General features: G+C 64.4%; 21 protein-coding genes. 8 read left to right on the forward strand and 13 right to left on the reverse strand.

From position 1 onward, the window contains the following. Window positions 1-52 precede the first annotated feature (52 nt). Both AC0L3E_RS09865 and AC0L3E_RS09870 read left to right on the forward strand, forming a co-directional pair. Window positions 53-1,777 carry an ABC transporter ATP-binding protein gene (locus AC0L3E_RS09865; protein ID WP_473604688.1) on the forward strand — a complete coding sequence of 575 codons (1,725 nt, stop codon included), beginning with the start codon at window positions 53-55 and terminating at the stop codon, window positions 1,775-1,777. A 36-nt stretch (window positions 1,778-1,813) separates the two neighbouring features. Beyond that, window positions 1,814-2,488 carry a cysteine hydrolase family protein gene (locus tag AC0L3E_RS09870; protein ID WP_473604689.1) on the forward strand — a complete coding sequence of 225 codons (675 nt, stop codon included), beginning with the start codon at window positions 1,814-1,816 and terminating at the stop codon, window positions 2,486-2,488. Window positions 2,489-2,742: 254 nt separating this feature from the next. Here the strand turns inward: AC0L3E_RS09870 and AC0L3E_RS09875 are convergent, their stop codons facing one another. Together AC0L3E_RS09875 and AC0L3E_RS09880 are read right to left on the reverse strand one after the other, a co-directional pair. Further along, window positions 2,743-3,684 carry an LLM class flavin-dependent oxidoreductase gene (locus tag AC0L3E_RS09875; RefSeq protein ID WP_127808765.1) on the reverse strand — a complete coding sequence of 314 codons (942 nt, stop codon included), beginning with the start codon at window positions 3,682-3,684 and terminating at the stop codon, window positions 2,743-2,745. Window positions 3,685-3,793: 109 nt separating this feature from the next. After that, complete coding sequence (locus tag AC0L3E_RS09880) at window positions 3,794-3,949, reverse strand: hypothetical protein (protein WP_127269069.1); 156 nt, start codon at window positions 3,947-3,949, stop codon at window positions 3,794-3,796. 289 nt (window positions 3,950-4,238) lie between these two features. On the opposite strand from AC0L3E_RS09880, the gene AC0L3E_RS09885 reads away from it, so the two are divergent. Continuing rightward, complete coding sequence (locus tag AC0L3E_RS09885; RefSeq protein ID WP_127269070.1) at window positions 4,239-5,006, forward strand: SDR family NAD(P)-dependent oxidoreductase; 768 nt, start codon at window positions 4,239-4,241, stop codon at window positions 5,004-5,006. Window positions 5,007-5,102: 96 nt separating this feature from the next. On the opposite strand, the gene AC0L3E_RS09890 is transcribed toward AC0L3E_RS09885, so the two are convergent. The 7 genes from AC0L3E_RS09890 to AC0L3E_RS09920 form a co-directional block, all read right to left on the reverse strand. After that, the gene (locus AC0L3E_RS09890; protein WP_128369733.1) at window positions 5,103-6,047 is read right to left on the reverse strand and encodes an ABC transporter permease; all 945 of its coding nucleotides are present in this window, start codon (window positions 6,045-6,047) and stop codon (window positions 5,103-5,105) included. After that, entirely contained in the window at window positions 6,044-7,099 is a 1,056-nt protein-coding gene (locus tag AC0L3E_RS09895; RefSeq protein ID WP_127808761.1) for an ABC transporter permease, read from the reverse strand. The genes AC0L3E_RS09890 and AC0L3E_RS09895 overlap by 4 nt, the downstream gene beginning before the upstream one ends. A 224-nt stretch (window positions 7,100-7,323) precedes the next feature. Beyond that, the gene (locus tag AC0L3E_RS09900; protein ID WP_473604690.1) at window positions 7,324-8,835 is read right to left on the reverse strand and encodes an ABC transporter ATP-binding protein; all 1,512 of its coding nucleotides are present in this window, start codon (window positions 8,833-8,835) and stop codon (window positions 7,324-7,326) included. Window positions 8,836-9,087: 252 nt separating this feature from the next. Continuing rightward, window positions 9,088-10,119: a BMP family protein gene (locus AC0L3E_RS09905; RefSeq protein WP_473604691.1), complete on the reverse strand. Its 1,032-nt coding sequence runs from the start codon at window positions 10,117-10,119 to the stop codon at window positions 9,088-9,090. 154 nt (window positions 10,120-10,273) lie between these two features. Further along, window positions 10,274-11,479, reverse strand: coding sequence for a 3-oxoadipyl-CoA thiolase (gene pcaF / locus AC0L3E_RS09910; RefSeq protein WP_128308795.1), 1,206 nt, complete (start codon window positions 11,477-11,479; stop codon window positions 10,274-10,276). Between the two features lies 1 nt (window position 11,480). Continuing rightward, entirely contained in the window at window positions 11,481-12,278 is a 798-nt protein-coding gene (locus AC0L3E_RS09915) for a CoA-transferase subunit beta (RefSeq protein ID WP_473604692.1), read from the reverse strand. Further along, complete coding sequence (locus AC0L3E_RS09920; protein WP_292679956.1) at window positions 12,275-13,132, reverse strand: CoA transferase subunit A; 858 nt, start codon at window positions 13,130-13,132, stop codon at window positions 12,275-12,277. The genes AC0L3E_RS09915 and AC0L3E_RS09920 overlap by 4 nt, the downstream gene beginning before the upstream one ends. 122 nt (window positions 13,133-13,254) lie before the next feature. On the opposite strand from AC0L3E_RS09920, the gene AC0L3E_RS09925 reads away from it, so the two are divergent. Continuing rightward, on the forward strand, window positions 13,255-14,025 hold the full coding sequence (locus AC0L3E_RS09925) for an IclR family transcriptional regulator domain-containing protein (protein ID WP_473604693.1): 771 nt from the start codon (window positions 13,255-13,257) through the stop codon (window positions 14,023-14,025). A 217-nt stretch (window positions 14,026-14,242) separates the two neighbouring features. Here AC0L3E_RS09925 and AC0L3E_RS09930 read toward each other — a convergent pair whose 3' ends face one another. The 4 genes from AC0L3E_RS09930 to AC0L3E_RS09945 are packed head-to-tail and all read right to left on the reverse strand — an operon-like array spanning window position 14,243 to window position 19,386. Beyond that, window positions 14,243-15,544: an NAD(P)/FAD-dependent oxidoreductase gene (locus AC0L3E_RS09930; RefSeq protein ID WP_128308791.1), complete on the reverse strand. Its 1,302-nt coding sequence runs from the start codon at window positions 15,542-15,544 to the stop codon at window positions 14,243-14,245. 2 nt (window positions 15,545-15,546) lie between these two features. Further along, on the reverse strand, window positions 15,547-16,926 hold the full coding sequence (locus AC0L3E_RS09935) for a glutamine synthetase family protein (protein WP_128308794.1): 1,380 nt from the start codon (window positions 16,924-16,926) through the stop codon (window positions 15,547-15,549). 5 nt (window positions 16,927-16,931) lie between these two features. After that, window positions 16,932-18,215, reverse strand: a complete 1,284-nt coding sequence (locus AC0L3E_RS09940) for a nucleotide disphospho-sugar-binding domain-containing protein (protein WP_128308790.1) — start codon at window positions 18,213-18,215, stop codon at window positions 16,932-16,934. A 10-nt stretch (window positions 18,216-18,225) separates the two neighbouring features. After that, the gene (locus AC0L3E_RS09945; protein ID WP_245469894.1) at window positions 18,226-19,386 is read right to left on the reverse strand and encodes a GntR family transcriptional regulator; all 1,161 of its coding nucleotides are present in this window, start codon (window positions 19,384-19,386) and stop codon (window positions 18,226-18,228) included. An 18-nt stretch (window positions 19,387-19,404) separates the two neighbouring features. Between AC0L3E_RS09945 and AC0L3E_RS09950 the strand changes: the two genes are divergently transcribed. From AC0L3E_RS09950 to AC0L3E_RS09965, 4 genes are all read left to right on the forward strand, one after another. Then, window positions 19,405-20,469 carry a polyamine ABC transporter substrate-binding protein gene (locus tag AC0L3E_RS09950; RefSeq protein ID WP_127266967.1) on the forward strand — a complete coding sequence of 355 codons (1,065 nt, stop codon included), beginning with the start codon at window positions 19,405-19,407 and terminating at the stop codon, window positions 20,467-20,469. A gap of 376 nt (window positions 20,470-20,845) precedes the next feature. Continuing rightward, window positions 20,846-21,688 (forward strand): ABC transporter permease, encoded by an 843-nt coding sequence (locus AC0L3E_RS09955; RefSeq protein ID WP_128308505.1) that lies wholly within the window; start codon window positions 20,846-20,848, stop codon window positions 21,686-21,688. Then, on the forward strand, window positions 21,681-22,475 hold the full coding sequence (locus AC0L3E_RS09960) for an ABC transporter permease (RefSeq protein ID WP_127396479.1): 795 nt from the start codon (window positions 21,681-21,683) through the stop codon (window positions 22,473-22,475). The genes AC0L3E_RS09955 and AC0L3E_RS09960 overlap by 8 nt, the downstream gene beginning before the upstream one ends. Further along, window positions 22,472-23,545 carry an ABC transporter ATP-binding protein gene (locus AC0L3E_RS09965; RefSeq protein WP_128308496.1) on the forward strand — a complete coding sequence of 358 codons (1,074 nt, stop codon included), beginning with the start codon at window positions 22,472-22,474 and terminating at the stop codon, window positions 23,543-23,545. Before AC0L3E_RS09960 ends, AC0L3E_RS09965 begins: the two co-directional genes overlap by 4 nt. The last annotated feature ends 9 nt before the right edge of the window (window positions 23,546-23,554 follow it).

Raw genomic sequence — 23,554 nt, forward strand, 5'->3', positions numbered from 1 at the left:
TGACGGCCGGCGCGCTCACAGCGCCCGTCAAGACAGCTTGCGGTTCACCTCGATGATCAGACGTTTCCTTTCCTACTACGCGCCCTGGAAGGGGCTGTTCGCGCTCGACTTCTCCTGCGCGGTGCTGGCCGGCCTGCTTGAACTCGGCTTTCCCATGGCGGTCCGCACCTTCGTCGACCAGCTGCTGCCGCAGCAGGACTGGACCTTGATCATCATCGCGTCTGCCGGGCTGCTGGTGATCTATCTGCTCAACACGGTGCTGATGGCGGTCGTCACCTATTGGGGCCACATGCTCGGCATCAACATCGAGACCGAGATGCGGCGCAAGAGCTTCGATCATCTGCAGAAACTCTCGTTCCGCTTCTACGACAACCACAAGACCGGCCATCTCGTCGGTCGCGTCACCAAGGATCTCGAGGAGATCGGCGAGATCGCGCATCATGGCCCCGAGGACCTGTTCATCGCCATCATGACCTTCGCCGGCGCCTTCGTGCTGATGTTCACCGTCAACATGCATCTGGCGCTGATCACGGCGGTGATCGTACCGCTGATCGCCTGGGTGACGATGCGCTATGGCGACCGCATGGAGCGCAACTGGCAGGCGCTCTACGGCCGAGTCGGCGATTTCAACGTCCGCATCGAAGAGAATGTCGGCGGCATGCGCGTCGTCCAGGCCTTCGCCAATGAGGAGCATGAGCGCACGCTGTTCGCGCATGACAACCAGCGCTACCGCCAGACCAAGCTCGACGCCTACCGCATCATGTCGGCCAGCAATTCGCTGAACTATATGGGCATAAGGCTGATCCAGCTCGTGGTCATGATCGCCGGCAGCTATCTCGTCATCACGGGAGGCCTCAGCAATGGCGGCTTCGTCGGCTTCCTGCTTTTGGTCGGCGTCTTCGTGCGGCCGATCGAGAAGATCAACTCGGTGATCGAGACCTACCCCAAGGGTATTGCCGGCTTCCGCCGCTACACCGAATTGCTCGACACCGAACCCGACATCGCCGACCGGCCAGGTGCCGTGACCGTAAGCGGCCTCAAGGGCGATATCGAATATCGCGGCGTGAGCTTTGGCTATGGCGACGGCAAGCCGGTGCTCAGGGGTATCGATCTCACCATTCACGCCGGCGAAACCATCGCCTTCGTCGGCCCGTCGGGCGCCGGCAAGACCACCATCTGTTCGCTGTTGCCGCGTTTCTATGAGGTCAGCGCCGGCGGGATCCGCATCGACGGCATCGATATCAGGGACATGACGCTCGCTTCGCTGCGCGGCCAGATCGGCATCGTCCAGCAGGATGTCTTCCTGTTCGGGGGCTCGATCCGCGAAAACATCGCCTATGGCCGTCTCGGCGCCTCCGACGAGGCTATCGCCGATGCCGCGCGGCGGGCGCAGCTCGACGGCATGATATCGGGCCTGCCGGCCGGCTATGACACGATCATCGGCGAGCGCGGCGTCAAACTGTCCGGCGGCCAGAAGCAGCGGCTGGCGATCGCCCGCATGTTCCTGAAGAACCCGCCGATCTTGATCCTCGACGAGGCGACGTCGGCGCTCGACACCGAGACCGAGCGCGAAATCCAGAAGTCGTTGGCCGAACTTGCCGAGGGCCGAACCACGCTCATCATCGCACACCGGCTGGCAACGATCCGCGGCGCCGACCGCATCGTCGTCGTCTCGGAGTCGGGCGTCGTCGAGCAGGGGTCGCACAGCGAACTGATCCGTGCCGGCGGCATCTATCGGCGCCTGCATGACGCCCAGCATCTGGTGTCGTCGCGTTGATCCACTATGGTAGCGGCCCAAAGCAGGGAGCTCCCGATGATCAAGGCAACGCCCTTCGACTTTCCCTATGACGGCAGGCTGGTGGCCGAAAACACCGCGCTGATTGTCATCGACCTGCAGCAGGATTTCCTGTCGACGACGGGCTACTTCGCCAGGCAGGGCTATGACCCGTCGCCTCTGAGGGCGATCCTGCCGACGGTGAGCCGGCTGATCGCGGCCGCGCGCAAGGCCGGCGTCAGGGTCATCCACACGAGGCAGGGCTATCGGACCGACATGGCCGATATGACGCCTTACGAAAAATGGCGCCGCAAGCGTGCCGGTCTCGACGGCACCGATATCCTGCTGCGCTCGGGCAAGGGGTTCCAGATCGTTCCGGAGATCGACGTGGCACCGCACGACATCATCGTCGACAAGACCTGCAACAGTGCCTTCACCTACACGGATTTCGAACACGTGCTGCGCGCGCAAGGCATCACGCATCTCATGTTTTCCGGATGCACGACGGATGTCTGCGTGCACACCACGCTGCGCGAAGCCTGCGACCGCAACTTTCAATGCCTGACGATTTCCGATGCCTGCGCCAGCGGCGACAGACAAGCCCACGAAGGCGCGCTCCACATGGTGACGGTCGAAGACGGCGTCTTCGGCGTGCTGGCGGATTCAGCCGCCGTCATCGAAGGCCTGTCGTTGTTGTCCGGCAGGAGGAGTTAGAGCGCCAGGATCGGGTGTTGTCCTACTGGGGCACCATGCCGACTGTTGACGCCGGCGGGACAGACCCCCCTCTGGCCTGCCGGCCATCTCCCCCGCAAGGAGGGAGATTGAGCGCTCAACCGCTTTCGCCAATCTTAGACGTGGGGCGGGAGAGCCACGGCGCCGAAACTGCCAATCTCCCCCCTTGCGGGGGAGATGTCCGGCAGGACAGAGGGGGGTGTGGAGGATCGCTACGGAACGGCTTTCAGCGCAATTCAACCCGTTGCGCGCGTCTCCAATCCTGCACGAGACGCATATGCCCCAGGCTGGAATGCCTCGTGTTCGCGACGCGCCAGCGAATTGCGCAGCAGAGCGATCGTTTCCCGGCCGAGCGTTGCGATCTCGCGTGGCGTGTCGACGCCGACAATCATGAATTCATCGATCCCAAGGGCTGCATAAGCAAGCAGCGACAGGGCGGCCTGGGCTGGCGGCCCGGCAACATCGACCGCTTTGTGGCCGGAGGCGGAAGCACCTTGGTGAATCCCGACCGGAAGCGCGAAGCGCAGCTTGCCGGCCCGACCATGTTCGGCGGCGGAGCGGCGCACCCGCTCCATCAATTGCCGGATCTCGTCGATCGAGCCGGGCGCCAATTCAAAGACATCGGCATGCCGGCCGGCAACTTTGAGTGCCGTTCCGGACTGCCCGCCCATGCGGATGACCAGGTCGGCGCCGTGCGGTCCCTTGCGCGGCACATAGCCGCCCTTGATGCTGTAGAACGTTCCTTCGTGGTCGAAGGGCCGGTCGTTCGACCACAGCCGCTTCAGCAGCACCAGATATTCGTCGATGCGCTGCCAGATGACGGTGTGCCCGACCGGCCGTGTTTCGGCGTCGGCGTCGCTCAGCGGCTCGCTGATCATTCTCAGCGCCAGGCGCCCGCCGCTTTTCCTGTCGATCGACGCCAGTTGGCGGGCCGCCACGGTCGGTTCGACCACGCCCGCCCAATGGGTGAGCACGACTTCCAGCGACGAGGTGCGATCGAGCACCTGGGCCGCAAGATCCATGTTGGTCAGCAGTCCGGCCGAATCGTCGATGACGATCTTGCGGAAGCCGCCATCCTCGATCAGCCCGAGCTTGGTCGCGGTCTCGGCAAAGTCGTAGAAAAAGGGAACCGCGGCATCGGCGGTCTTACCGGGAATATGCGTGAACTCGATCGGCATTGCCATGTCCTCCGTGGTGTCGGGCGCGCGAAAGCACGCCGAGGATTCGGTTCATTCAACTCCGATTGCCTGAAAGCGGTGGGCAGCTAAGCCCGGTCGATCTGACGACTCAGGGAATAAGGCCCAGCACAACGGCCCCGGTGAACACGAACGCAAGGGCAAAGACGAGATAGGCGAAAGCCCCGGCATAGGCCGGGCGAAAGGCCTGGGCATTGGCCGACCGCTGATCACTGCGATCCGTCTGGGCGTTCTGGATATAGGACATATCGACCTCCGTCTCGGCGGTTAATCTATAAAACTTGTAGACTTTGTCGATTGCTATTTTTTGGCCAAAGATGGAATAATTTTCTCCTATGGTGCTGGAAGTTGGTAGGCACTTGCTTAGAGGGAGCACTCCAACGGCCGATCCATATGGAGCGTCCGTTTTCGCTTCTGCGTCCGAATGGACCTATGACCTTGCTTTCGCTGCGCTCAATTCGTGGATTGGCCGCCCGGCGCCGGCGCGGTAGCATCGCCCACCAGCAAAGCGAAATCGCCACACAGGGGGCAGAAAAATGGGCACAAGACTGGCCGGCAAGGTCGCCATCATTTCGGGGGGCGCGACGGGAATGGGTGGAGCGGCTTCGGAGCTGTTCGCCGCCGAAGGCGCCAAGGTGGCGATCATCGACCGCAACGGCGAGGCGGCCGCCGCAACCGCAGCGACAATCAGGGCGCGCGGCCATCTCGCCGAGCATTTTGTCGCCGACGTCTCCGACGAGGCACAGGTCGAAGCGGCCGTGAAGGGTGCTATCGAAAAACTCGGACCGGTCACCGTGCTGTTCAACCACGCCGGCACCATCGTGATAAAGCCCTTCCTGGAGACCACGGTGCAGGAATGGGATTGGCTGCATGCCGTCAATGTGCGCTCGATGTTCCTGATGACGCGCGCCGTTTTGCCCGGCATGATTGCGGCCGGCGGCGGCTCGATCGTCTGTACTTCGTCGATCTCGGCGGTGGCGGCGACTCCCAACGAAGTGCTCTACGACACCACCAAGGGCGCCTGCCACATGTTCGCCCGCGCCATCGCCGTCGAGTTCCGCGACCGCAACATCCGCTGCAACGCCGTCTGCCCCGGCTTCATCCGCACACCGCACGGCCTGCGCGAGGTCGCCGACCTCGGCAGGCTCGGCGTCGACGTCTCCGACGCGGCACTGGCCGCGCAGCAGGGCCGCATCGGCGAGCCGGAAGAGGTGGCGAGGGCAGCGCTCTACCTGGCCAGCGACGAGTCGAGCTTCGTCAACGGCACGCATCTGTTCGTCGACAACGGTTTTACGGCGATGTGAGGCTTTCCAGGGACAGGTTCTTCGTCCCAGGGACAGCTTGTCGCCCTTCCTCTACCCCGTCGATCGGGGGAGAGGAAAGGATCAAGCCCTACTCGTCTACCGCTCTTCCCTACGAAACGGCTTGAGCAGCGCCGACGGTGCCACCGCGTTGCGCGACATCACAGCCATGGCGACGATGGTGAAGATGAACGGCAGCATCAGGAACGCCTCGTAGGGAATGTGCCCGAGCCCGCTGGCCTGCATGCGCAACTGCAGCGCATCGACGAAGGCGAACAGCAGCGCCGCCCCCGCCGAGCGCCACGGATCCCAGCGGCCGAACACGACCAGCGCGATCGCCACCCAGCCGCGCCCCGAGACGACGCCGAAGGTGAAGGCGTTGAACTGCGCCATCGACAGAAAGGCGCCGGCCAGCCCCATCAGCGCACCGCCGAGGATGACTGCCTGGAAGCGCGTGGCAATGACGCTGACCCCCGCCGAATCGGCGGCGCGCGGGTTTTCGCCGACCATACGCACCGACAGGCCCCATGGCGTGCGGTAGAGCACGAAGGCGGCCAGCGGAATGGCCAGGATCGCCATGTAGACCAGCGCGAACTGGTTGAACACCGCCGTCCCGAGCACCGGGATGTCCGACAGGAGCGGGATCGGCAGTGTCTGAAACCCCTTGATGTTGGGCGGCACCGACTGCTGGCCGAAAATCAGCCGGTAGAGGAAATAGGCGAGGCCCGACGAGAACAGCGTCACGCCGATGCCGCAGACATGCTGGCTGAGGCCGAGCGCCACGGTGAACAGCGCATGCAGCGCGCCCATCAGCATGCCGGTCAGCACTGCCGCCAGCACGCCGAGCCACAGGCTGCCGCTGAGGCTGGCGGCGGTAAAGCCGGTCATCGCCGACAACAGCATGATGCCTTCGATGCCGAGATTGAGCACGCCAGCCCGCTCCGAGAACATTTCGCCGAGCGTCGCGAAAGCCAGCGGCGTGGCAATGCGGATGATCGCGGCCAGGAAGCCGACTTGGAAGATCTGTTCGAACACCGCGCTCATCGGGCAACTCCGACGCGGCGGATGCGATAGGCGGTGAACAGCAGCGCCACCAGCATGGCAAGCAATGCGGTGCCCTGGATGACGTCACTGAGGAAGGCCGGAACGCCGGTCGCCCGCGACATCGCCTCGGCGCCGGTCATCACGGCGGCAAGGAAGATCGCCGCCGGCACGACGCCGAGCGGGTTGAGCCGCGCCAGCATCGCAACGACGATGCCGGAATAACCGTAGCCCGGCGAGATGTCGCTCATCACCTGGAAATGCACGCCGCCGACCTCGCCGACGCCGGCCAGCCCGGCCAGCGCGCCGGACAGCAGCGCCGTCGAGATCAGCACCCGCTCGACATGGATGCCGCCATATCTGGCGGCTTCCGGGTTTTCGCCGGTGACCCTGATCCTGAAGCCGAGCGTCGTGCGCACGATCAGGAACCAGATCAGCGGCGCCGCGATCAGCGCCGCGACGACGCCGAGATGCAGTCTTGTGCCTTCGAGCAGCACCGGGAAATTGGCCGAATCCTCGATCGGCGGCGAGATCGGATAGCCGCTGAAGGAGTCCTTCCACGGGCCTTCGATCAGCGCCATCAGCGCATAATAGATGACCGAGTTGAGCAGCAGCGAACTGACGACATCGTCGACCTTGAATTTTACTCTGAGCGTCGCCGGCACCAGCGCGACCGCAGCTCCCGCTGCGGCTCCGGCCACCGCCATCAAGACCATGGCGAGCGGCCCCGGCATTGGAATGGCGCCGACAAAGCAGCCGGCCACCGCGCCGGCCAGCAATTGCCCCTCGGCGCCGATGTTCCAGAATTTGGCCCGGAAGGCGACCGCGACCGCCAGTCCGGTGAAGATCATGGGTGTTGCACGCACCATCGTTTCGGTGATCGCATAGCTGTCGCCCAGCGACGCCGTGAACATCACGCCATAAGCTTCGAGCACGCCGGCGCCGGCCAGCGCGATGAGGCCGCTGCATAGGATGAGCGTCCCGCCGATCGCCAGCAATGGCAGAGCGAGGTTGAACCAGGCAGGTGTGCTTGTGCGGGCCTCCAGGCGGAACATTAGGCGGCACCCTCTGTTCTGTCTGTCGAACAAGAATTCTGACGAAGAGGGACCCCCACCCCTAGCCCCTCCCCACAAGGGGGAGGGGAACTCTCGCAGGCGCCGACCACGACAAAACAGCAGAAGTCCGGGCTTGGAAGCTGTGTGAGCGGCGCGCGGCAGCATCCCCCTCCCCCTTGTGGGGAGGGGTTAGGGGTGGGGGTCAGCGCCGCCGGAAGGTCCATCTAGGCTCTTCCCTCCGCCCCGGTCATCATCAGGCCGAGCCGCGCGATCGTCGCATCGGCGCTGTCGAGCGTGCCGACGATGCGGCCTTCATACATCACCGCGATGCGGTCGCAGAGCACCAGCAGCTCTTCGAGATCCTCGCCAATGACGATGATGCCGCAGCCCTTGGCCCGCATGTCGAGAAACTTTTCATGGATGAAGCGGGCGGCACCGATGTCAAGCCCGCGCGTCGGCTGCGAGACAACAAGCACTTTCGGATCGAAGGCAAGCTCGCGTGCCAACAATGCCTTCTGCAGATTGCCGCCGGACAATGCGCCGGCCCGGGTCATCGGCCCAGGGCACCTGATATCATAGGCCTTGATCTGCGCCTCGGCAAAGGCGCGGATCGCATCCGGCTTGAGCAGGCCCTTGCTGCTGAACGCCGCGGTGCCGATGCGAGGCAGCACCATCGAATCGGCGAGTGGCAGATTGGTCACCAGCCCTGTGGTCATGCGGTCTTCCGGGATACGTCCGAGCCCGAGCGCCTGCACCTCGCGCGGCGAAAACCGCGAGACCTTTTGGCCGGCAATCGTCATCCGTCCGGCATCGGGCGCCCGCACGCCGGAGATCACCTCCGCCAGCGCCCGCTGGCCATTGCCCGACACCCCGGCAATGCCGAGGATTTCGCCGGCACGGACGGCAAGCGATACGTCGCGCAGCGGCGTGCCGGAATGATGCGAGGTGGAAATGCCGTCGAGTGTCAGCACCGCAGCACCCGGCGCCGATGGTCCCCGCGCCGGCGGCACGATCTCATGGCCGCACATCAGTTGCGCCATTGCGGACGACGTCGTGTTGGCCGGGTCATCGACGCGGCCGGCAACGCGGCCATGCCGCAGCACCGTGCAGCGATGCGTCAGCGCCCGCACCTCATTGAGCTTGTGCGAGATGAAGATGATGCCGAGACCTTGCGCCGCCATAGAACGTAACGCCGAAAACAGCCCGTCGACCTCGCTTGGCGCCAGCACCGCTGTCGGCTCGTCGAGGATCAGCAGCCTGGCGCCACGAAACAGAGCCTTGACGATTTCGAGCCGCTGCTGCTCGCCGACCGACAGCGCCGAGACCGGCAGGTTCGGGTCAAGCATCAGCCCATGCTGGCGGCCGATCTCGGCCAGCCGCGCCAGCCCGCCGGCGCGGTCGATCCGTCCTGTCTTGCCGGGAATGCCGATCAAAAGGTTTTCCAGCACAGTCAGCCGCGGCGCGAGGTGAAAATGCTGGTGCACCATGCCGATGCCGGCGGCCAGCGCATCGGCCGAACTGGTGATCCTGACCGGCTTGCCCTGAATGAGTATCTCGCCGGCATCGGGCGCATAGGCGCCGAACAGCACATTCATCAGCGTCGTCTTGCCGGCGCCGTTCTCGCCCAGCAACCCCAGGATTTCGCCTGGCGCGACGCTGAGATCAACGGCCTCGTTCGCCTTGACGGCGCCGAAGTGTTTGGTGATGCCGCGCATTTCGATGAGGGGGGCGGGCAAGGGCAAGGATGCTCCTGATCGGAGTTGGCTTTGCGGTTCAGCTTTGATTGAGAGGGATGCGCTGCACCCCCCTCTGGCCTGCCGGCCATCTCCCCCTCAAGGGGGGAGATCGGATGTCATTTCGGCTTTCGCAAATTTTCTACGCCGAAGCAGGAGTGCCGCCGACAAAGCCGCCAATCTCCCCCCTTGAGGGGGAGATGTCCGGCAGGACAGAGGGGGGGCGCCTAGCACCAACCCCCAAAAGCCAGAGCGTCAATCCGAAACCGGCGTATTCTCGTCCACATCCACCCGGAAATTGCCTTCCAGAATCTCGGCCTTCTTCTTCTCGACCAGCTCCTTGACGTCGGCTGGCAGCGTCTTGTCGAACTTGTGGTAGGGCGCCAGATGCGAGCCGCCCTTGGCCATGCGCGAGAAATCGCCATAGTCCTGCGCGGTGAAGACGCCGGCCCTGACCAGCTTGATCGCCTGCTCGACCGTCGGATACATGTCCCAGACCGGGCCGGTGATGACCGTGTCGGGGCCGAGGCTCGACTGGTCGGACATGTTGGAGATGGCAAGGATCTTCTTGTCGACCGCGGCTTCGATGACGCCGAAGCGCTCGGCATAGATGACGTCGACACCGGCGTCGATCTGCGCGACCGCCGCTTCCTTGGCCTTGGGCGGATCGAAGAACGAGCCGATGAAGGCGACCTTCTTCTTGATGTTCGGGTTGACCTCCCTGGCGCCGGCGAAGAAGGCGTTGACCAGCCGGTTGACTTCCGGAATGCCCATCGCCGCGACGGCGCCGATCGTGCCCGACTTCGACATCTTGCCGGCGATCAGCCCGGAGAGATAGGCCGGCTCGTGGATCCAGTTGTCGAAGACGCCGAAATTGGGTTCCGCCGGCCCGGCACCGGAGCCGAACAGCCAGGCGGTCTTCGGGAATTGCTTGGCGGTGCGGCGCGATTCACGCTCGGCGGCGAAGGCATCGCCCAGCACCAGCTCATAGCCGCCTTGCGCATATTCGCGCATGACGCGGCTGAAATCGGCGGTCTGCACCTTCTCGGACCATTTGTATTCGATGCCGAGTTCCTTCTCGGCCCTCTGCAAGGCGACATGGATCTGATTGTCCCACGGCTCCTCGATCGGCGTGGCGAAGATCGCCGCCACCTTGAGCTTCTTGTCCGCCGCGAAGGCTGCGCCCGGCAGCATCGTTGCCGCCAAGCCAAGCGCGCCCAGCTCCAGCACATTGCGTCGCGAAAGCCCTTCGCGTTTTATCTGCGATTTATTGTTCCGGTTTTCCATTGCATTCCCCTCTGTTCGACAGCCGTGTCGAGCCGGCTGTTCGTGAAAATGTCAGACGGGGAAGTATGGAACGACGCCAGACTTTTGTCCACGTGGTCAAATTTGAACCGCGCACCGGATTCTTGATCTTAGCCGGTCAGGCAAGGGCCGCCGATCAAACCCGTTCGAGCGCGATCGCGATGCCCTGGCCGACGCCGATGCACATGGTTGCCAGCGCATAGCGGCCACCACGCTCGCGCAGCTCCAGCGCCGCCGTGCCGGAGATGCGGGCACCCGACATGCCCAGGGGATGGCCAAGCGCGATGGCGCCGCCATTCGGGTTGACGTGTTCCGCATCCTCGGCAATGCCAAGCTGGCGCAGCACGGCTATGCCTTGCGAGGCAAAGGCTTCGTTGAGCTCGATGACATCGAACTGTTGCGGGGTCAGCCCAAGCCGCGCGCAGAGTTTTTGCGTCGCCGGCGCCGGGCCGATGCCCATGATGCGCGGCGCCACACCTACGGCGGCCCCGCCGAGAATGCGGGCGATCGGGGTCAGGCCATATGTCTTCACCGCCGCCTCGGAAGCGACGATCAGCGCCGCCGCCCCGTCATTGACGCCGGAGGCATTGCCGGCCGTGACTGTGCCGCCCTGGCGGAACGGCGTCGGCAGCTTGGCCAGCGCCTCGACCGTTGAGCCAGCGCGGGGGTGTTCATCCTTGCTGACAATGATCGCATCGCCCTTGCGCTGCGGGATGGTCACTGAGGTGATCTCCTTCGCCAGCCTTCCATTGGCTTGGGCCGCGACCGCCTTCTCCTGGCTGTGTACGGCAAAGGCGTCTTGGTCAGCACGAGAGATGGCGAACTCCTCCGCTACGTTCTCGCCGGTCTCCGGCATCGAATCGACACCGTACTGCTTCTTCATCAGCGGGTTGACGAAGCGCCAGCCGATGGTGGTGTCGTAAATCTCGGCATTGCGCGAGAACGCCGTGTCGGCCTTGGGCATGACGAAGGGCGCCCGGCTCATCGATTCGACGCCTCCCGCGACCATCAGCTCCGCCTCGCCGGCCTTGATGGCTCTGGCTGCGATGGTCAGCGCATCCATGCCGGAGCCGCAAAGGCGATTGACCGTCGAGCCGGGAATCTCTTTCGGCAGACCTGCCAGCAGCAGCGCCATGCGCGCCACGTTGCGGTTGTCCTCGCCGGCCTGGTTGGCACAGCCATAGACGACGTCGTCGATAGCCTGCCAGTCGATGCCGGGATTACGCTCGACCAATGCCCTCAGCGGTATCGCGCCAAGATCGTCTGATCGTACCGAAGACAGCGAACCGCCGAAGCGGCCGATCGGTGTGCGGATGTAGTCGCAGATATAGGCCTCGGCCATGTCATGCAGCCTTTGCTTTTCCGGTTCCCTCATGCGCCGCCTTGGTGCGGGCCTGCAGGTCGCGCAATGTCTTGAGTTCGAGTTCGCTTGGCGGCGGCGTTTCGTCAAGCGCCTCGGCGAACTTAACCACCCAGCCACAGCTCTCCTGCACCTGCTGGCGGGTGACGCCAGGATGCAGCGACACGACGGTGAATTCCTTGCTCACCGGGTCCGGCTTCCAGATGGCAAGATCGGTGATCAGCAGCGTCGGGCCGGCGGTGTCTATACCAAGCCGCTTGCGATGGTCGCCACCCTCGCCATGGCCGAAAGAGGTGAAGAAGTCGATCTTCTCGACCATGCCGCGCTTGGTCTGCGCCATGGTGATGTAGATCTCCTTCGACGACGTCGCGATCTCCGGCGCGCCGCCGCCGCCGGGCAGCCTGGTCTTGGGATGGAAATAGTCGCCGATGATGGTGGTGTTGATGTTGCCGAACTTGTCGAGCTGCGCCGCACCAAGGAAGCCGATCGAGATGCGGCCGCCCTGAAGCCAGTAGCGGAACATCTCCGGCACCGCGACGGTGGTGATAGCGGTCTCGCACAATTCGCCGTCGCCGATCGACAGCGGCAGCACGTCAGGCGCGGTGCCGATCGTGCCGCTCTCGTAAATCAGGGTGATGTCAGGCGCATGCGTCAGCCGCGCCACATTGCAGGCGGCCGATGGCGCGCCGATGCCGACGAAGCAGACATCGTCGTTGCGCAGCGCGCGGCTGGCGGCGATGGTCATCATCTCGTTGGGGGTGAATCCCGGATTGTCGCTCATGCCGCTTTCCTCAAATGCTCGACCCGGGCCGCGAAATCGTCGGCGCTCTTCTCGATCACGTAGGCCTGCATCCACGCCTGGAATTTCTCGCGGTCGGCGGCGATCTCGTCCCATTCGAGATAGGCCGCATTGTCGCGCGCATAGTAGCCGTGCGCGTAGGACGGATGCGAGCCGCCGGGCACGACCGATATCGCCGCGATCGTCCAGCGCGGCAGCACGGTCAGATTGGGGTGCAGATCGTCGAAATTGTCGACGACTTCCTCGACGGTCACCACAGCGCGTTTGGCCGCCAGCACCGCTTCCTTCTGAATGCCTATGATGCCCTCGACCAGCACATTGCCTTTCCTGTCGGCCTTCTGGGCATGGATGAAGGTGACGTCAGGCCGGATCGAAGGGACAGCGGCCAGCACCTCGCCGGTGAACGGACAGGTCACCGACTTGATGTTCGGGTTGACCGCCGCGAGGCCAGCACCGCGATAGCCGCGAAACACCGCGCAGGGCAGGCCGGCAGCACCCGCTTCATAGGCATTGGCCATGCCGGCATGGCTGTGCTCCTCGATTTCGAGTGAGCGCGGAAAGCCGTTCTCGATGGCATCGCGGGCGCGCCGCAGCAGGCCGACGCCGGGATTGCCGACATAGGAGAAGACGATTTTCTTCGCCATGCCCATGCCGATCATCTGGTCGTAGATCAGGTCCGGCGTCATGCGGATCAGGGTCAGGTCGCGAAAACCCTGGCGGATCGCCTCATGCGCCGCCGCCGTCGGGATCAGATGGGTGAAGCCCTCGAAGGCGACGGAGTCGCCATCTTTCAAATTCTCGGCCACGGCCTGTTTGAGCGGCAGGAACTTGACCATCGCATCGGCTCCGGGTTTTCAGAGAGTTCGTATTGCGAACATATGTTTTGTATGCGATACTTTCTACGCTGAGCGAGGGCGAGGAGTCAATCCTGACGCCGATGCCGTTCCGCGGAGACAAGATGGACGAAGCGGCTGTTTCCCGTGATCATGTCGGCTCGCTCGAGCGCGGCCTCGCCGTCATGGAGATCCTGGCCCGCCATCCCTCGGGCACGACGCTGACAGAAATGGCGGAGGAAGCGGGCCTCACCCGCGCCGGCGCCCGCCGCTTCCTGCTGACACTCACCGCCACCGGCTATGCAACACAGGCCGGCCGCGTGTTCTCGCTGTCGCCGCGCCTGCTGACGGTTGCCCGCACCTGGCTCGGCGGCGCCTCGCTATGGGCCTTCGCCGCGCCCATCATGCGCTCTGTGGCAGCACAACTGAACGAGGCCTGCTCGGCGGCCATCCTGTCGGGTGAGGATGTCGTCTATGTCGCCCGCATTCCCGGCCGCCGCATCCTCAGCGTGTCGCTCGACGTCGGCACCAGGCTGCCGGCCTACTGCACCTCGATGGGACGCATCCTGCTTGCCGGCCTGACATCAGGGGAATTGGACGCATTCCTCGGTCAGGCGACCATCGAGAGACGGACACCGAAGACGATCACCGATATCAGGCTGCTGGCCGGCGCCATCGGCAAGGCGAAAGCGGACGGCTTTGCCATCGTCGACGAGGAACTGGAGCTCGGCCTGCGCTCGATCGCGGTGCCGATCCGCGACCGCGCGGAGCGCACGGTCGCGGCCATCAACGTCTCGACTCAGTCGGCGCGTTTTTCGGTGGCGGAGATGGAGCGGGAGATACTGCCGGTGCTGGTTGAGGCCAGGCAGCGCATCGAGGATTTTTTTGTCGTCTAATCAATCGCCCGAAACCTCTTCAAACGCCAGCGCCGCCCCTCATTGCCCTGCCGGGCATTTCTCCCCGTATAGTGACGGGGAGAAAGTAGCTGGCGCAACGCCATCGCCTTTCCTGCAACATTGGCGATACCGGCGACAACAGCGTCCCTCGCCCCGTTGACGGGGAGAGGATGCCGGCAGGCAGGTGAGGGGCAGTGCTAACGACAATTGCCTCTGATCAATGCTTGATACGATCCCGCATCGCGTACCACAGCATGCCCAGCACATAGAGCGGCCCACGCAACGCCGTGCCGCCGGGGAACGGCATCGGGCTCAGCGTCGAGAACAAATCCAGCCGCGAGGCATCACCCGTGATCGCTTCGGCCAGCAGCTTGCCCGACAGCGTCGACAGGATGACGCCCTTGCCGGAATAGCCATGCGCGAAATACACCTCGCCATAGTGCCCGACGTGCGGCAGCCGTGATGTCGTCACCGACACCAGCCCACCCCAGGCGTGATCGATGCGGCAGCCCTTGAGCTGCGGAAAGGTGGCTTCCATGTGCGGCCGCACGAAGCCGGCGATATCGGCCGGCGGTGACGGCGTGTAACGCTCGCCGCCGCCGAACAGCAGGCGTCCATCCGCCGACATGCGGTAGTAGTTGACGACGAAGCGGGTGTCGGACACCGCGACATTGGCCGGGATGACATAGCGCTTGCCCTCCAGCGGCTCGGTGGCGACGATATAGTTGCCGACCGGCATGATGCGGCTGTTGACGCGCGGCTCCAGCCCATTGAGCAGCGCGTCCCCCGCCAGCACGACATGTCTGGCCCGAACCGATCCCTTTGCCGTCGAGACCCGGATCGAAGGCTCGCGCTCCAGTTTCACCGCCACCGAATTCTCGTGGATGATGACGCCGGCCGCAACTGCCGCACGGGCAAGGCCGAGCGTGTAGTTCAGCGGATGCATGTGGCCGCCGAGCGGCTCGTACATCGCGCCATGATATGACGTGTCGACCTTGGCGCGGGCTTCCGCCGCCGACAGGATCTCGGCATGCGGAAATTTCATCACCGTGGCCAGACACTCGGCCTCTTCCTCGAGATCCCTGAGGTCGGAGCCGTTGACCGCGCCGACCAGATGGCCGGTCAGCCTGAGATCGCAATCGATGGCGTGGCGCTCAATGATATCGAGCACCAGCCCGCGTGCCTCGAAGGCAAGATCGAACAGCACCTTTGCCCGCTCCGGCCCGTAGAGTTTGACCAGGCCCTTGGCGCCCTTGCGCAGGCCGGGGATCATCTGGCCGCCATTGCGGCCCGACGCGCCCCAGCCGATCTTGCCGCCTTCGAGCAGCACCACCTTCAACCCGCGCTCGGCGGCGTGAAGGGCGGCTGACAGGCCGGTGCAGCCGCCACCGACGACCACCAGGTCGGCTTCGACATCGCCGACAAGCGCCGGATGGTCCGGCGCCGGTTTGGCGGTGGCGACATAATAGGATTTGGCGATGTCGAGGCCCGAATTGAAACCCGTTGAACTGGAAGCCATGATCACACCTTCAGCAGAAGGTGGTCGCGTTCCCAGCTCGTCACCACGCCCTGGAACAGATCGAGCTCCACGCTCTTGACGCGCAGATAGGTCTGGAAGAAATCCTCGCCGAGCAACTCTCGCACCGGGCCGCAAGCCTCGAAACGGTCGAGCGCCTCCTCCATCGTTTTCGGCAGCGTGCTCTTGATCTTGTAGGCATTGCCCGACGCTTCGGCCGAGCGCGCCAGTTTCTGTTCGACGCCAAGATAGCCGGCAAGCAGCGAGCCGGCGATCGCCAGGTAAGGATTGGAATCCGCACCCGGAAGCCGGTTCTCCACCCGCCGCGCCGCGCGGCCCCCGGCCGGCACGCGCAGGCCGCAGGAACGGTTGTCATGCGACCATTCGATGTTGGCCGGCGCGCTGTGGTTCGGCCTTATGCGGCGGAACGAGTTCACGTTGGGCGCAAACAGCGGCATGATTTCCGGGACATATTTCTGCAGGCCGCCGATGAAATGGCCGAACATCTCGCTGTCGGCATCGTCGCTGCCGGCAAACAAAGTCCTGCCGGCCTCGTCGATGACCGACATGTGCAGATGCATCGAGCTTCCGGCCTGTGCAGCGATCGGCTTGGCCATGAAGGTGGCGTGCATTCCGCTTTGCTGCGCGGCCTGGCGCGTCAGCCGCTTGAACAGCAGCACCTTGTCGGCCAGCGGCAGCGCATCGCCATGCAGGAAGTTGATCTCAAGCTGCGCCGTACCCGATTCATGGATCAGCGTGTCGAGCGGCAGGCCGGCCGCCGCCGCATAGTCATAGACGCGGCGGATCACCGGCTCGAACTCCTCGAGTGCGGCCATGTCATAGGGATGCTGCACACCCTCGGCACGGCCATTGGCGCCGATCGGAGCGGTCAGCGGCTGGTCCGGATCGGGATTGGGTGCGGTCAGATAGAATTCGAGCTCCGGCGCCACCACCGCCCGCCAGCCGCGCCTGGCGTAGAGGTCGAGCACGGCGCGCAGCACATGGCGCGGCGAGGCCATCCAGGGCCGGTCGTCCATATGGAAGGCATCGGCGAAGACATAGGCCTTGCCGGGAGCGGCGCCGGGCGCCAGGCAGAGCGTCGAGACGTCGGGCACCATGCGCATGTCCGGATCCGAATAGGCAAAACCCTCGTCGATCGAGCCGGAGTAGCGGCCGTCGATGCTGACCAGGAAAGCGCTGCTCGGCAGATAGAGCGCGCGATCTTCCAGCGCCTGGAGGAATTTGGCCGTCGGCAAGGCCTTGCCGCGCAGGACGCCGTTCATGTCGGGCACCAGGCACTCGACTTCGTTGATCCCGTGCCGGGCCAGCCAGGCCTTGGCGTCGTTGCCGCTGGATAGCGAGATATTCGTGTTGTTGTCAGGCATTTCGTTCATGTCCGTGTCAAAGAGAGTATGGCTTGGGCGGCCACATCCGTTCCAGGTTTCAGCGCCATTTGGGCTGCATTGTCCTTGAGGCGGGCGCGCATGGCATCGTCGGCCAGCAGGCCGAGAATGGCTCTCTCCAACACTCCTTCGGTCCAGGCGTCGCGGCCGATATGGTCACCGACGCCGGTTTCTCCGGCGCGGCGCGCATTGTCGTGTCCGTCCCAGCAATAGGGCATGATCAGTGACGGCACGCCGAAGCGCAGCGCTTCGCAAAAACTGTTGTTGCCGCCGTGATGGATGAACAGGTCTGACTTCGCCACCACCGAGGGCTGCGGAAACCAGGCGTCGAGATAGACATTGTCCGGCACCGCACGGTAGGCGTCGCGCAGGCCTCCGGCATTGACAATAAAGCGCGCCGGCAGCCTGTCGAAGACGACCAGCATGCGCTCGATCAGGCCGACATCCATGGCGCCGAGGCTGCCGAAGCTGACATAGACTAGCGGCCCCTTGTTGCGCGGAAACACCGGCACTTCGAACGGCCCTTCCGAGCGCACGCAGCCTTCGAGATAGACGAAGCGCGTGGGGTCGAGCGGCTCGGCGCGCTCGCGGCGCACGATCGTCGGGGTCAGCAGCAAATTGAGGTCGGGCGACGCTTCGAGGAACAGGCCCTTCGGCAGCGGCGCCAGGCCGGCATCCATCCGGAAACGGTTGAAGCGATCATGTGCGGGCGCGCAAGCCGCCAGATACCTGGCCTCGAACGCCGCGCGTTGCGGGTCATCCGCACCAAGCCCCGACAGGTAGGGCGGCACATTGGTGTCCGGCAGCTCGGTCTCGGCGCAGGAGACGACACGCACCCAGGGACAGCCGGCGGCTGATATCGCCGGGAACATGATGACATTGTCGAGCACCACCGCGTCCGGCTTCAGCCGCGCCAGCAATTGGCGCAGCGGCGCCTCGGCATTGACCGCAGTGTCGACGATGGCCTGCCAGGTCGGCGCGACATAGGTTTCCAGCTGGTCGATCGGGCTCAGCCGGAAATGCGGCAGGTGCCGGCGCACGAAGGCCTGCCAATAGCTCTGGCGTTCGCTGTCGCTCAGCGGCTCGTCGGTCGGCAGCTGGTATTCCTGGAAACCATAGTCGGCAAAGACGCCGGAAAAGCCGGCATGGCAAATGAAGACGGGCCGGGCTCCCTTGGCACGCAATGCCTGCGCGATGCCGACGCAATTCAACGCCGCGCCGAAACTGGCTTCGGGAAACAGCGCGATGGTCGGGCTGGCTTTACGCGTCAATTATTCCTCGTCATTCCGGCCGGCTGATCATGCCGAACAGGGCGGGCGCCCCGCGACTGGCCGCTTGCGGTCGCTGGTTGCGGGAAAGCCGCAGGTGGATGCGAAGCAGATCGGCCGCCACCTCATACTGCAGGCTTTCAAGATGGTCGAGTATAACAAGGTGTTCGCGCAGCGATTGCCGCAAGCGGAAGACGTTGACGCCGGTATAGATGCCCGGCAGCCGGCGCAGCCTGAGGTGATCGGCCAGCGCGTCGGCGATGAAGCGGTTGGCGCAGCCCTCGGCGAGCATGCCGTGAAAATCGATGTCCAGCCGCTGGAACTCGCGTGTGTCGAATGCGGCGTCCGGCAGCGCCACCAGCGCTTCCATAGCCTGGCGCAACGTCGCCGCCCGCGCGCCGTCCAGCCGGAAGCCCGGCGTCAGGATAGCCGCGGGTTCCAGCAGCAAGCGGAACTCATAGCTGTCGCCTTGCGCCTCTGGATCGTCGGGCGTGCGCCGAAACAGCCAGGACTGGCCAGGCGCTCGGTCCAACAAATTCTCTTCGGTCAGTTTGTTGAGTGCTTTTAGTACCGTCTTGCGCTCGGCACTGTAGCGCCGTATCAGCCCCGCGACGGTCACCGTCTGGTCCAGCCGACGCGCCGACCGGTCGCGCAGGATCGCCTCGGCCAACTCGTCCTCCTCGGCGGCGGGCAGTTCCGTGGCGACTGAAGCCTGCGCGGTGAGGTCGATGGCCAGGTGATAACCGGAATCTGCCTCCCAGCGCACGACGCCCCGCTCCGCGAGCAGGCCGAGTGCCGCCCGCACCGGCGTGCGTGAGACATTGCACAGCGAGGCGATCTGCTGCTCCGGCAAGCGTGCGCCGGGCTCAAAACCGCGCTGCCGCGCCACATCCAGGATGCGCTGCGCCAGATCGAGATGGTTGGTACGAGGTCGTCGGGCTGCGGCTTGCATGGCTGGTCCGGTGGAAAACGGGATGACCGCATCGATCTGACCGATCGCCCGCACGGACGCAATCGGCCAGATTCCACGATCGCTTAGCAAATTATGGATTGACGTACTTTTTTCTGCAATAGTACTGTCAGGGCAATCGGCGAGAAAAAGACCGAGGGAACGGGATCGAGGCAGCGGCAAGGGTCGCAAGCGTTGGTCCGGCGAATGCAATTCGACGATCAACCGGAATGGGAGTCTGTCATGACCGCTACCAGCCTGCGGCGCCGTGCGCTGAAAACATCTTCGATCGCACTTGGCCTGGCCTTGGCGCTGTCCGCGCCGGCGACGGCTGCCGACCTCGTCATTTCCAACTGGGACGGCTACATGGCGCCTGACGCCATGGCCGCCTTCAAGACCGCCACCGGCGTGTCGGGCGAAGTGGTGGTGCACGCCACCAATGAAGAGATCATGGGCAAGCTCATCGCCGCCGGCGGCAAGGGCTATGACGTGGTCTTCGTTTCTTCGCCCTTCGCCGAGGTGTTGAACAAGCTCGGCCTGACCGAGCCGATCGACCACGCCAAGATCCCGAACCTCACCAATCTCTATCCCGAGGCAACCAAGCTGCCGCACGATGCCGGCAATGCATTCTCGGTGCCCTACACCTGGGGCACGACCGGCCTCTGCTACCGTTCGGACCTGATGAAGGTTGCGCCCACCAGCTGGAGCGACCTGCTCGCGCCATCCGACGAATTGAAGGGCAAGACCACCATGCTGGCGACCGACCGCTGGCTGCTGGCTGCCGGCCAGCTCGACAAGGGCTATTCGGTCAACGAAACCGACCCGGCCAAGATGGCCGAGGTCAAGGATCTGCTGATCTCGGCCAAGAAGACCCTGCTCGCCTATGACGACACCACCTTCTATTCCAAGCTGGTGTCCGGCGAGGCGCTGATGGTGCAGGCATGGGACGGCTGGTGCAATTACGGCATCGCCGAAAAGCCCGAGATCAAATACGTCATCCCCAAGGAAGGCTCGGACCTCTGGGTCGACACGATGGTGGTGATGAAGGCCTCCGCCAACAAGGACGCCGCCTTCCAGTTCATCAACTTCATGCTCGACGCCAAGAACCACGCCTGGGCGGCGCAGAACATCGACTACAAGGTGCCGAACAAGCCGGCGATGGAAAGTCTTCCGGCCGATTTCCTGGCCAAATTCCCCAACATGGCGATGCCGGTGGCCGATCTCGTCAAGTTCGAGCAGTTGCGTGACGTCGGCGACGCCCAGCGCGACTATTCGAAGATCGTCAGCGAGATCAAGGCGGCGCAGTAGGCGGCGCGCCACTTCGGTAGCTGGAATCAAGCTTGCGTTCCTTCGCGCCCCCCTCTGGCCTGCCGGCCATCTCCCCCTCAAGGGGGGAGATTGGCTGGGTTGTGGCCTGTCGCCAATCTTCAGCGCAGCGCCCCCTCATCCGGCCGCTGCGCGGCCACCTTCTCCCCGCTGGGGAGAAGAGCAAAGTGCCGGCGCTGGCGACCTCCTCTCCCCTCGGGGAGAGGTCGGATTGTCCCGAATTGCCCTTCGCAATTCGGCTGGCAATCCGGGTGAGGGGGCAACTGCCCGAACATCATTTCCATGCCCTTGAAGAGACTGGCAGGGCAGAGGGGGGCACTCCTCCGTGAAATACACCCCCTCCCGCTCCTCCCTGCTGATGGCCCCGGCACTGGCCTGGCTCGCGGCCTTGATGGTGGTGCCGTGCGCATTGGTGCTGGCGCTCGCCTTCTTCCGGCGCGGCATCTATGGCGGCATCGAATACACCTTCACGCTGGAGAATTTCGGCCTGGTCTTCGACCCGCTCTATGCCGGCATTTTCCTCAATTCGGCGCGCATCGCCGGCACTGCGACCCTGATCGCGGTGGTGATCGGCTATGCCGCCGCCTATGCAATATCAGCCGCCCCGCGCCGGTGGCAGCCGGTGTTCCTATTCTTCGCCGTGCTGCCGTTCTGGTCCAATTACCTCATCCGCACCTATGCGTGGATCGTGCTGCTCAACCGCGAAGGCCTGATCACGCAGTTGTTGCGCTGGTTCGGCTACACCGGCGAGCCACCATCGATGCTCTATACGGAAGGCGCGGTTATTGCCGGTCTCGTCTACAACTATTTGCCCTTCGTCATCCTCGCCTGCTACGCGCCGCTGTCGCGCCTCAACCCGGAACTCGCCGAAGCCTCGCGTGACCTCGGCGCCTCCGCCGCCACCACATTCCGCCGTGTCATCCTGCCGCTGACCGTGCCGGGCATTGCCGCCGGCGCAGTGTTTGTCTTCGTGCTATCGATCGGCAATTTCGTCACGCCCGCGCTGCTCGGCGGCGGCCGCTTCCAGATGATCGGCAACCTCGTCTACGACCAGTTCCTGACTGCCAACGACTGGCCATTCGGCGCCGCGCTCGCGATGGCGCTGATCGCCATCATGCTTCTGGTGCTGATGGCGCAGGCGCTGGCCGCCAATCGCGCCTCGGGCCACGCCGCGCAAGCCGGCGGAGACACCGATGGCTGAGCGCTCCCCCGCCACGCGGCGCACGCTCTGGCTCGTGCTGAGCCTGGTCTTCGCCTTCCTCTACATCCCGATAGTCGTGCTGGTCGCGCTTTCCTTCAACGAAGGCGGGCTGCCGACGGCATGGTCGGGCTTTTCGCTGAAATGGTATGCCTCGCTGGCCGGCAATTCGGCGATCCTGTCCGCTGCGCTCAACACGCTGATCGTGGCACTGGTCTCGACCGCGATCGCCACGCTGCTCGGCACGCTGCTGGCGATCGGCATCGAGATGCGCCGGCAATACGGCAAGGGCCTCGAAGCGCTGATCTTCGCGCCGATGATCATTCCCGACATCGTGCTGGCGATCGCGCTGCTGTCGTTCTTCTCGATGCTCAATCTGACCATGGGCCTGCACACGATCATCCTCGCCCATGTCGTCTTCAACCTCGCCTTTGTCTGCTCGGTGGTGCGTGCCCGGCTGAAGAGTTTCGACTGGTCGATCGTCGAGGCCTCGGCCGATCTCGGCGCCTCCGCGCTCACCACCTTCCGGCGGGTGACATTGCCGGTCATCGCGCCGGCGGTGATCGCCGGCGCGCTGCTCGCCTTCACGCTCTCGGTCGACGAATTCATCATCGCCTTCTTCACCGCCGGCGCCGGCCGCGCCTCGACGACGCTGCCGATGCAGATCTACGCCATGATCCGCTTCGGCATCACGCCGGAGATCAACGCGCTGGCGACCATCGTCATGGCGGTCTCGATCACCGCGCTGACCCTGTCGCAGCGGCTCAACCGTGGGATCATAGGCCAATGAGCGAACCCCGCACGCTTCTGGCCATCGATCATGTGTCGAAGAATTTCGGCCGGGTGACCGCCGTCGACGGCATCTCGCTCGACATCCGCGAGAATGAGTTCTTCGCGCTGCTCGGCCCGTCGGGCTGCGGCAAGACCACGCTGCTGCGCATGCTGGCAGGCTTCGAGACGCCCAATGACGGGCGCATCCTGCTCGACGGCCGCGACATTGCCAAAACCCCGCCCAACAAGCGGCCAGTCAATCTGATGTTCCAATCCTATGCACTGTTTCCTCATATGAGCGTCCGCGCCAATGTCTCCTACGGCCTGGAGATGGAACGTTTGCCGGCGGCTGAAATCCGCTCCCGCGTCGACGCCATCCTGGCGACAACCGAGCTGGTCCCCTTCGCCGACCGCAAGCCGGAGCAACTGTCGGGCGGCCAGAAGCAGCGCGTCGCGCTCGCCCGCGCGCTGGTCAAGCGGCCGCGCCTGCTGCTGCTCGACGAGCCGCTTGGCGCGCTCGACAAGAAACTGCGCGGCGCCATGCAGCTGGAATTGAAGCGCCTGCAGCATGAGGTCGGCATCACCTTCGTCATCGTCACCCACGACCAGGAAGAATCGCTTGTGATGGCCGACCGCATGGCGGTGCTCAAGGGCGGCAAGCTGCTGCAATGCGACACGCCGCACGCGATCTATGAGCATCCGGCCGACCGTTTCGTCGCCGACTTCATCGGCGTGATGAATTTCGTGCCGGGCAAGGCCGCCGCCGATGGGGTTGTCGCCGCGAATGGCGCGCGAATATCCGGCAAGGTTCCAGCAACGCTCTCGCCCGGCGCATCCGCTGTCGCTTCGGTGCGGCCGGAGCGCATCCGGCTGTTCCCGGAGGCTCAGACCGCCAACCGCACCACCGGCACGGTCGAGGCGCTGGCCTATCAGGGGCTCGACCTGCAGCTGCATGTCCGCACCCCCCTGTCGCCAAAGCCGTTCCTGGTGCGCGTCACCGCTGATGCCGCCGACCGCCGGCCGGTCGCGTCGGGAGATCAGGTCGAACTCGGCTGGGACGCCGCCGATGTCAGAGTTTTCGCAGAATAAAGGAGAAGC

This window comes from Mesorhizobium sp. WSM4822, from assembly GCF_055811155.1.

Coding starts and splice junctions, on each gene's coding strand:
- AC0L3E_RS09865 (WP_473604688.1), top strand. CDS start 53: ATGATCAGACGTTTCCTTTCCTACTACGCGCCCTGGAAGGGGCTGTTC.
- AC0L3E_RS09870 (WP_473604689.1), top strand. CDS start 1,814: ATGATCAAGGCAACGCCCTTCGACTTTCCCTATGACGGCAGGCTGGTG.
- AC0L3E_RS09875 (WP_127808765.1), bottom strand. CDS start 3,684: ATGCCGATCGAGTTCACGCATATTCCCGGTAAGACCGCCGATGCCGCG.
- AC0L3E_RS09880 (WP_127269069.1), bottom strand. CDS start 3,949: ATGTCCTATATCCAGAACGCCCAGACGGATCGCAGTGATCAGCGGTCG.
- AC0L3E_RS09885 (WP_127269070.1), top strand. CDS start 4,239: ATGGGCACAAGACTGGCCGGCAAGGTCGCCATCATTTCGGGGGGCGCG.
- AC0L3E_RS09890 (WP_128369733.1), bottom strand. CDS start 6,047: ATGAGCGCGGTGTTCGAACAGATCTTCCAAGTCGGCTTCCTGGCCGCG.
- AC0L3E_RS09895 (WP_127808761.1), bottom strand. CDS start 7,099: ATGTTCCGCCTGGAGGCCCGCACAAGCACACCTGCCTGGTTCAACCTC.
- AC0L3E_RS09905 (WP_473604691.1), bottom strand. CDS start 10,119: ATGGAAAACCGGAACAATAAATCGCAGATAAAACGCGAAGGGCTTTCG.
- pcaF (WP_128308795.1), bottom strand. CDS start 11,479: ATGGCCGAGGCCTATATCTGCGACTACATCCGCACACCGATCGGCCGC.
- AC0L3E_RS09915 (WP_473604692.1), bottom strand. CDS start 12,278: ATGAGCGACAATCCGGGATTCACCCCCAACGAGATGATGACCATCGCC.
- AC0L3E_RS09920 (WP_292679956.1), bottom strand. CDS start 13,132: ATGGTCAAGTTCCTGCCGCTCAAACAGGCCGTGGCCGAGAATTTGAAA.
- AC0L3E_RS09925 (WP_473604693.1), top strand. CDS start 13,255: ATGGACGAAGCGGCTGTTTCCCGTGATCATGTCGGCTCGCTCGAGCGC.
- AC0L3E_RS09930 (WP_128308791.1), bottom strand. CDS start 15,544: ATGGCTTCCAGTTCAACGGGTTTCAATTCGGGCCTCGACATCGCCAAA.
- AC0L3E_RS09935 (WP_128308794.1), bottom strand. CDS start 16,926: ATGCCTGACAACAACACGAATATCTCGCTATCCAGCGGCAACGACGCC.
- AC0L3E_RS09950 (WP_127266967.1), top strand. CDS start 19,405: ATGACCGCTACCAGCCTGCGGCGCCGTGCGCTGAAAACATCTTCGATC.
- AC0L3E_RS09955 (WP_128308505.1), top strand. CDS start 20,846: ATGGCCCCGGCACTGGCCTGGCTCGCGGCCTTGATGGTGGTGCCGTGC.
- AC0L3E_RS09960 (WP_127396479.1), top strand. CDS start 21,681: ATGGCTGAGCGCTCCCCCGCCACGCGGCGCACGCTCTGGCTCGTGCTG.
- AC0L3E_RS09965 (WP_128308496.1), top strand. CDS start 22,472: ATGAGCGAACCCCGCACGCTTCTGGCCATCGATCATGTGTCGAAGAAT.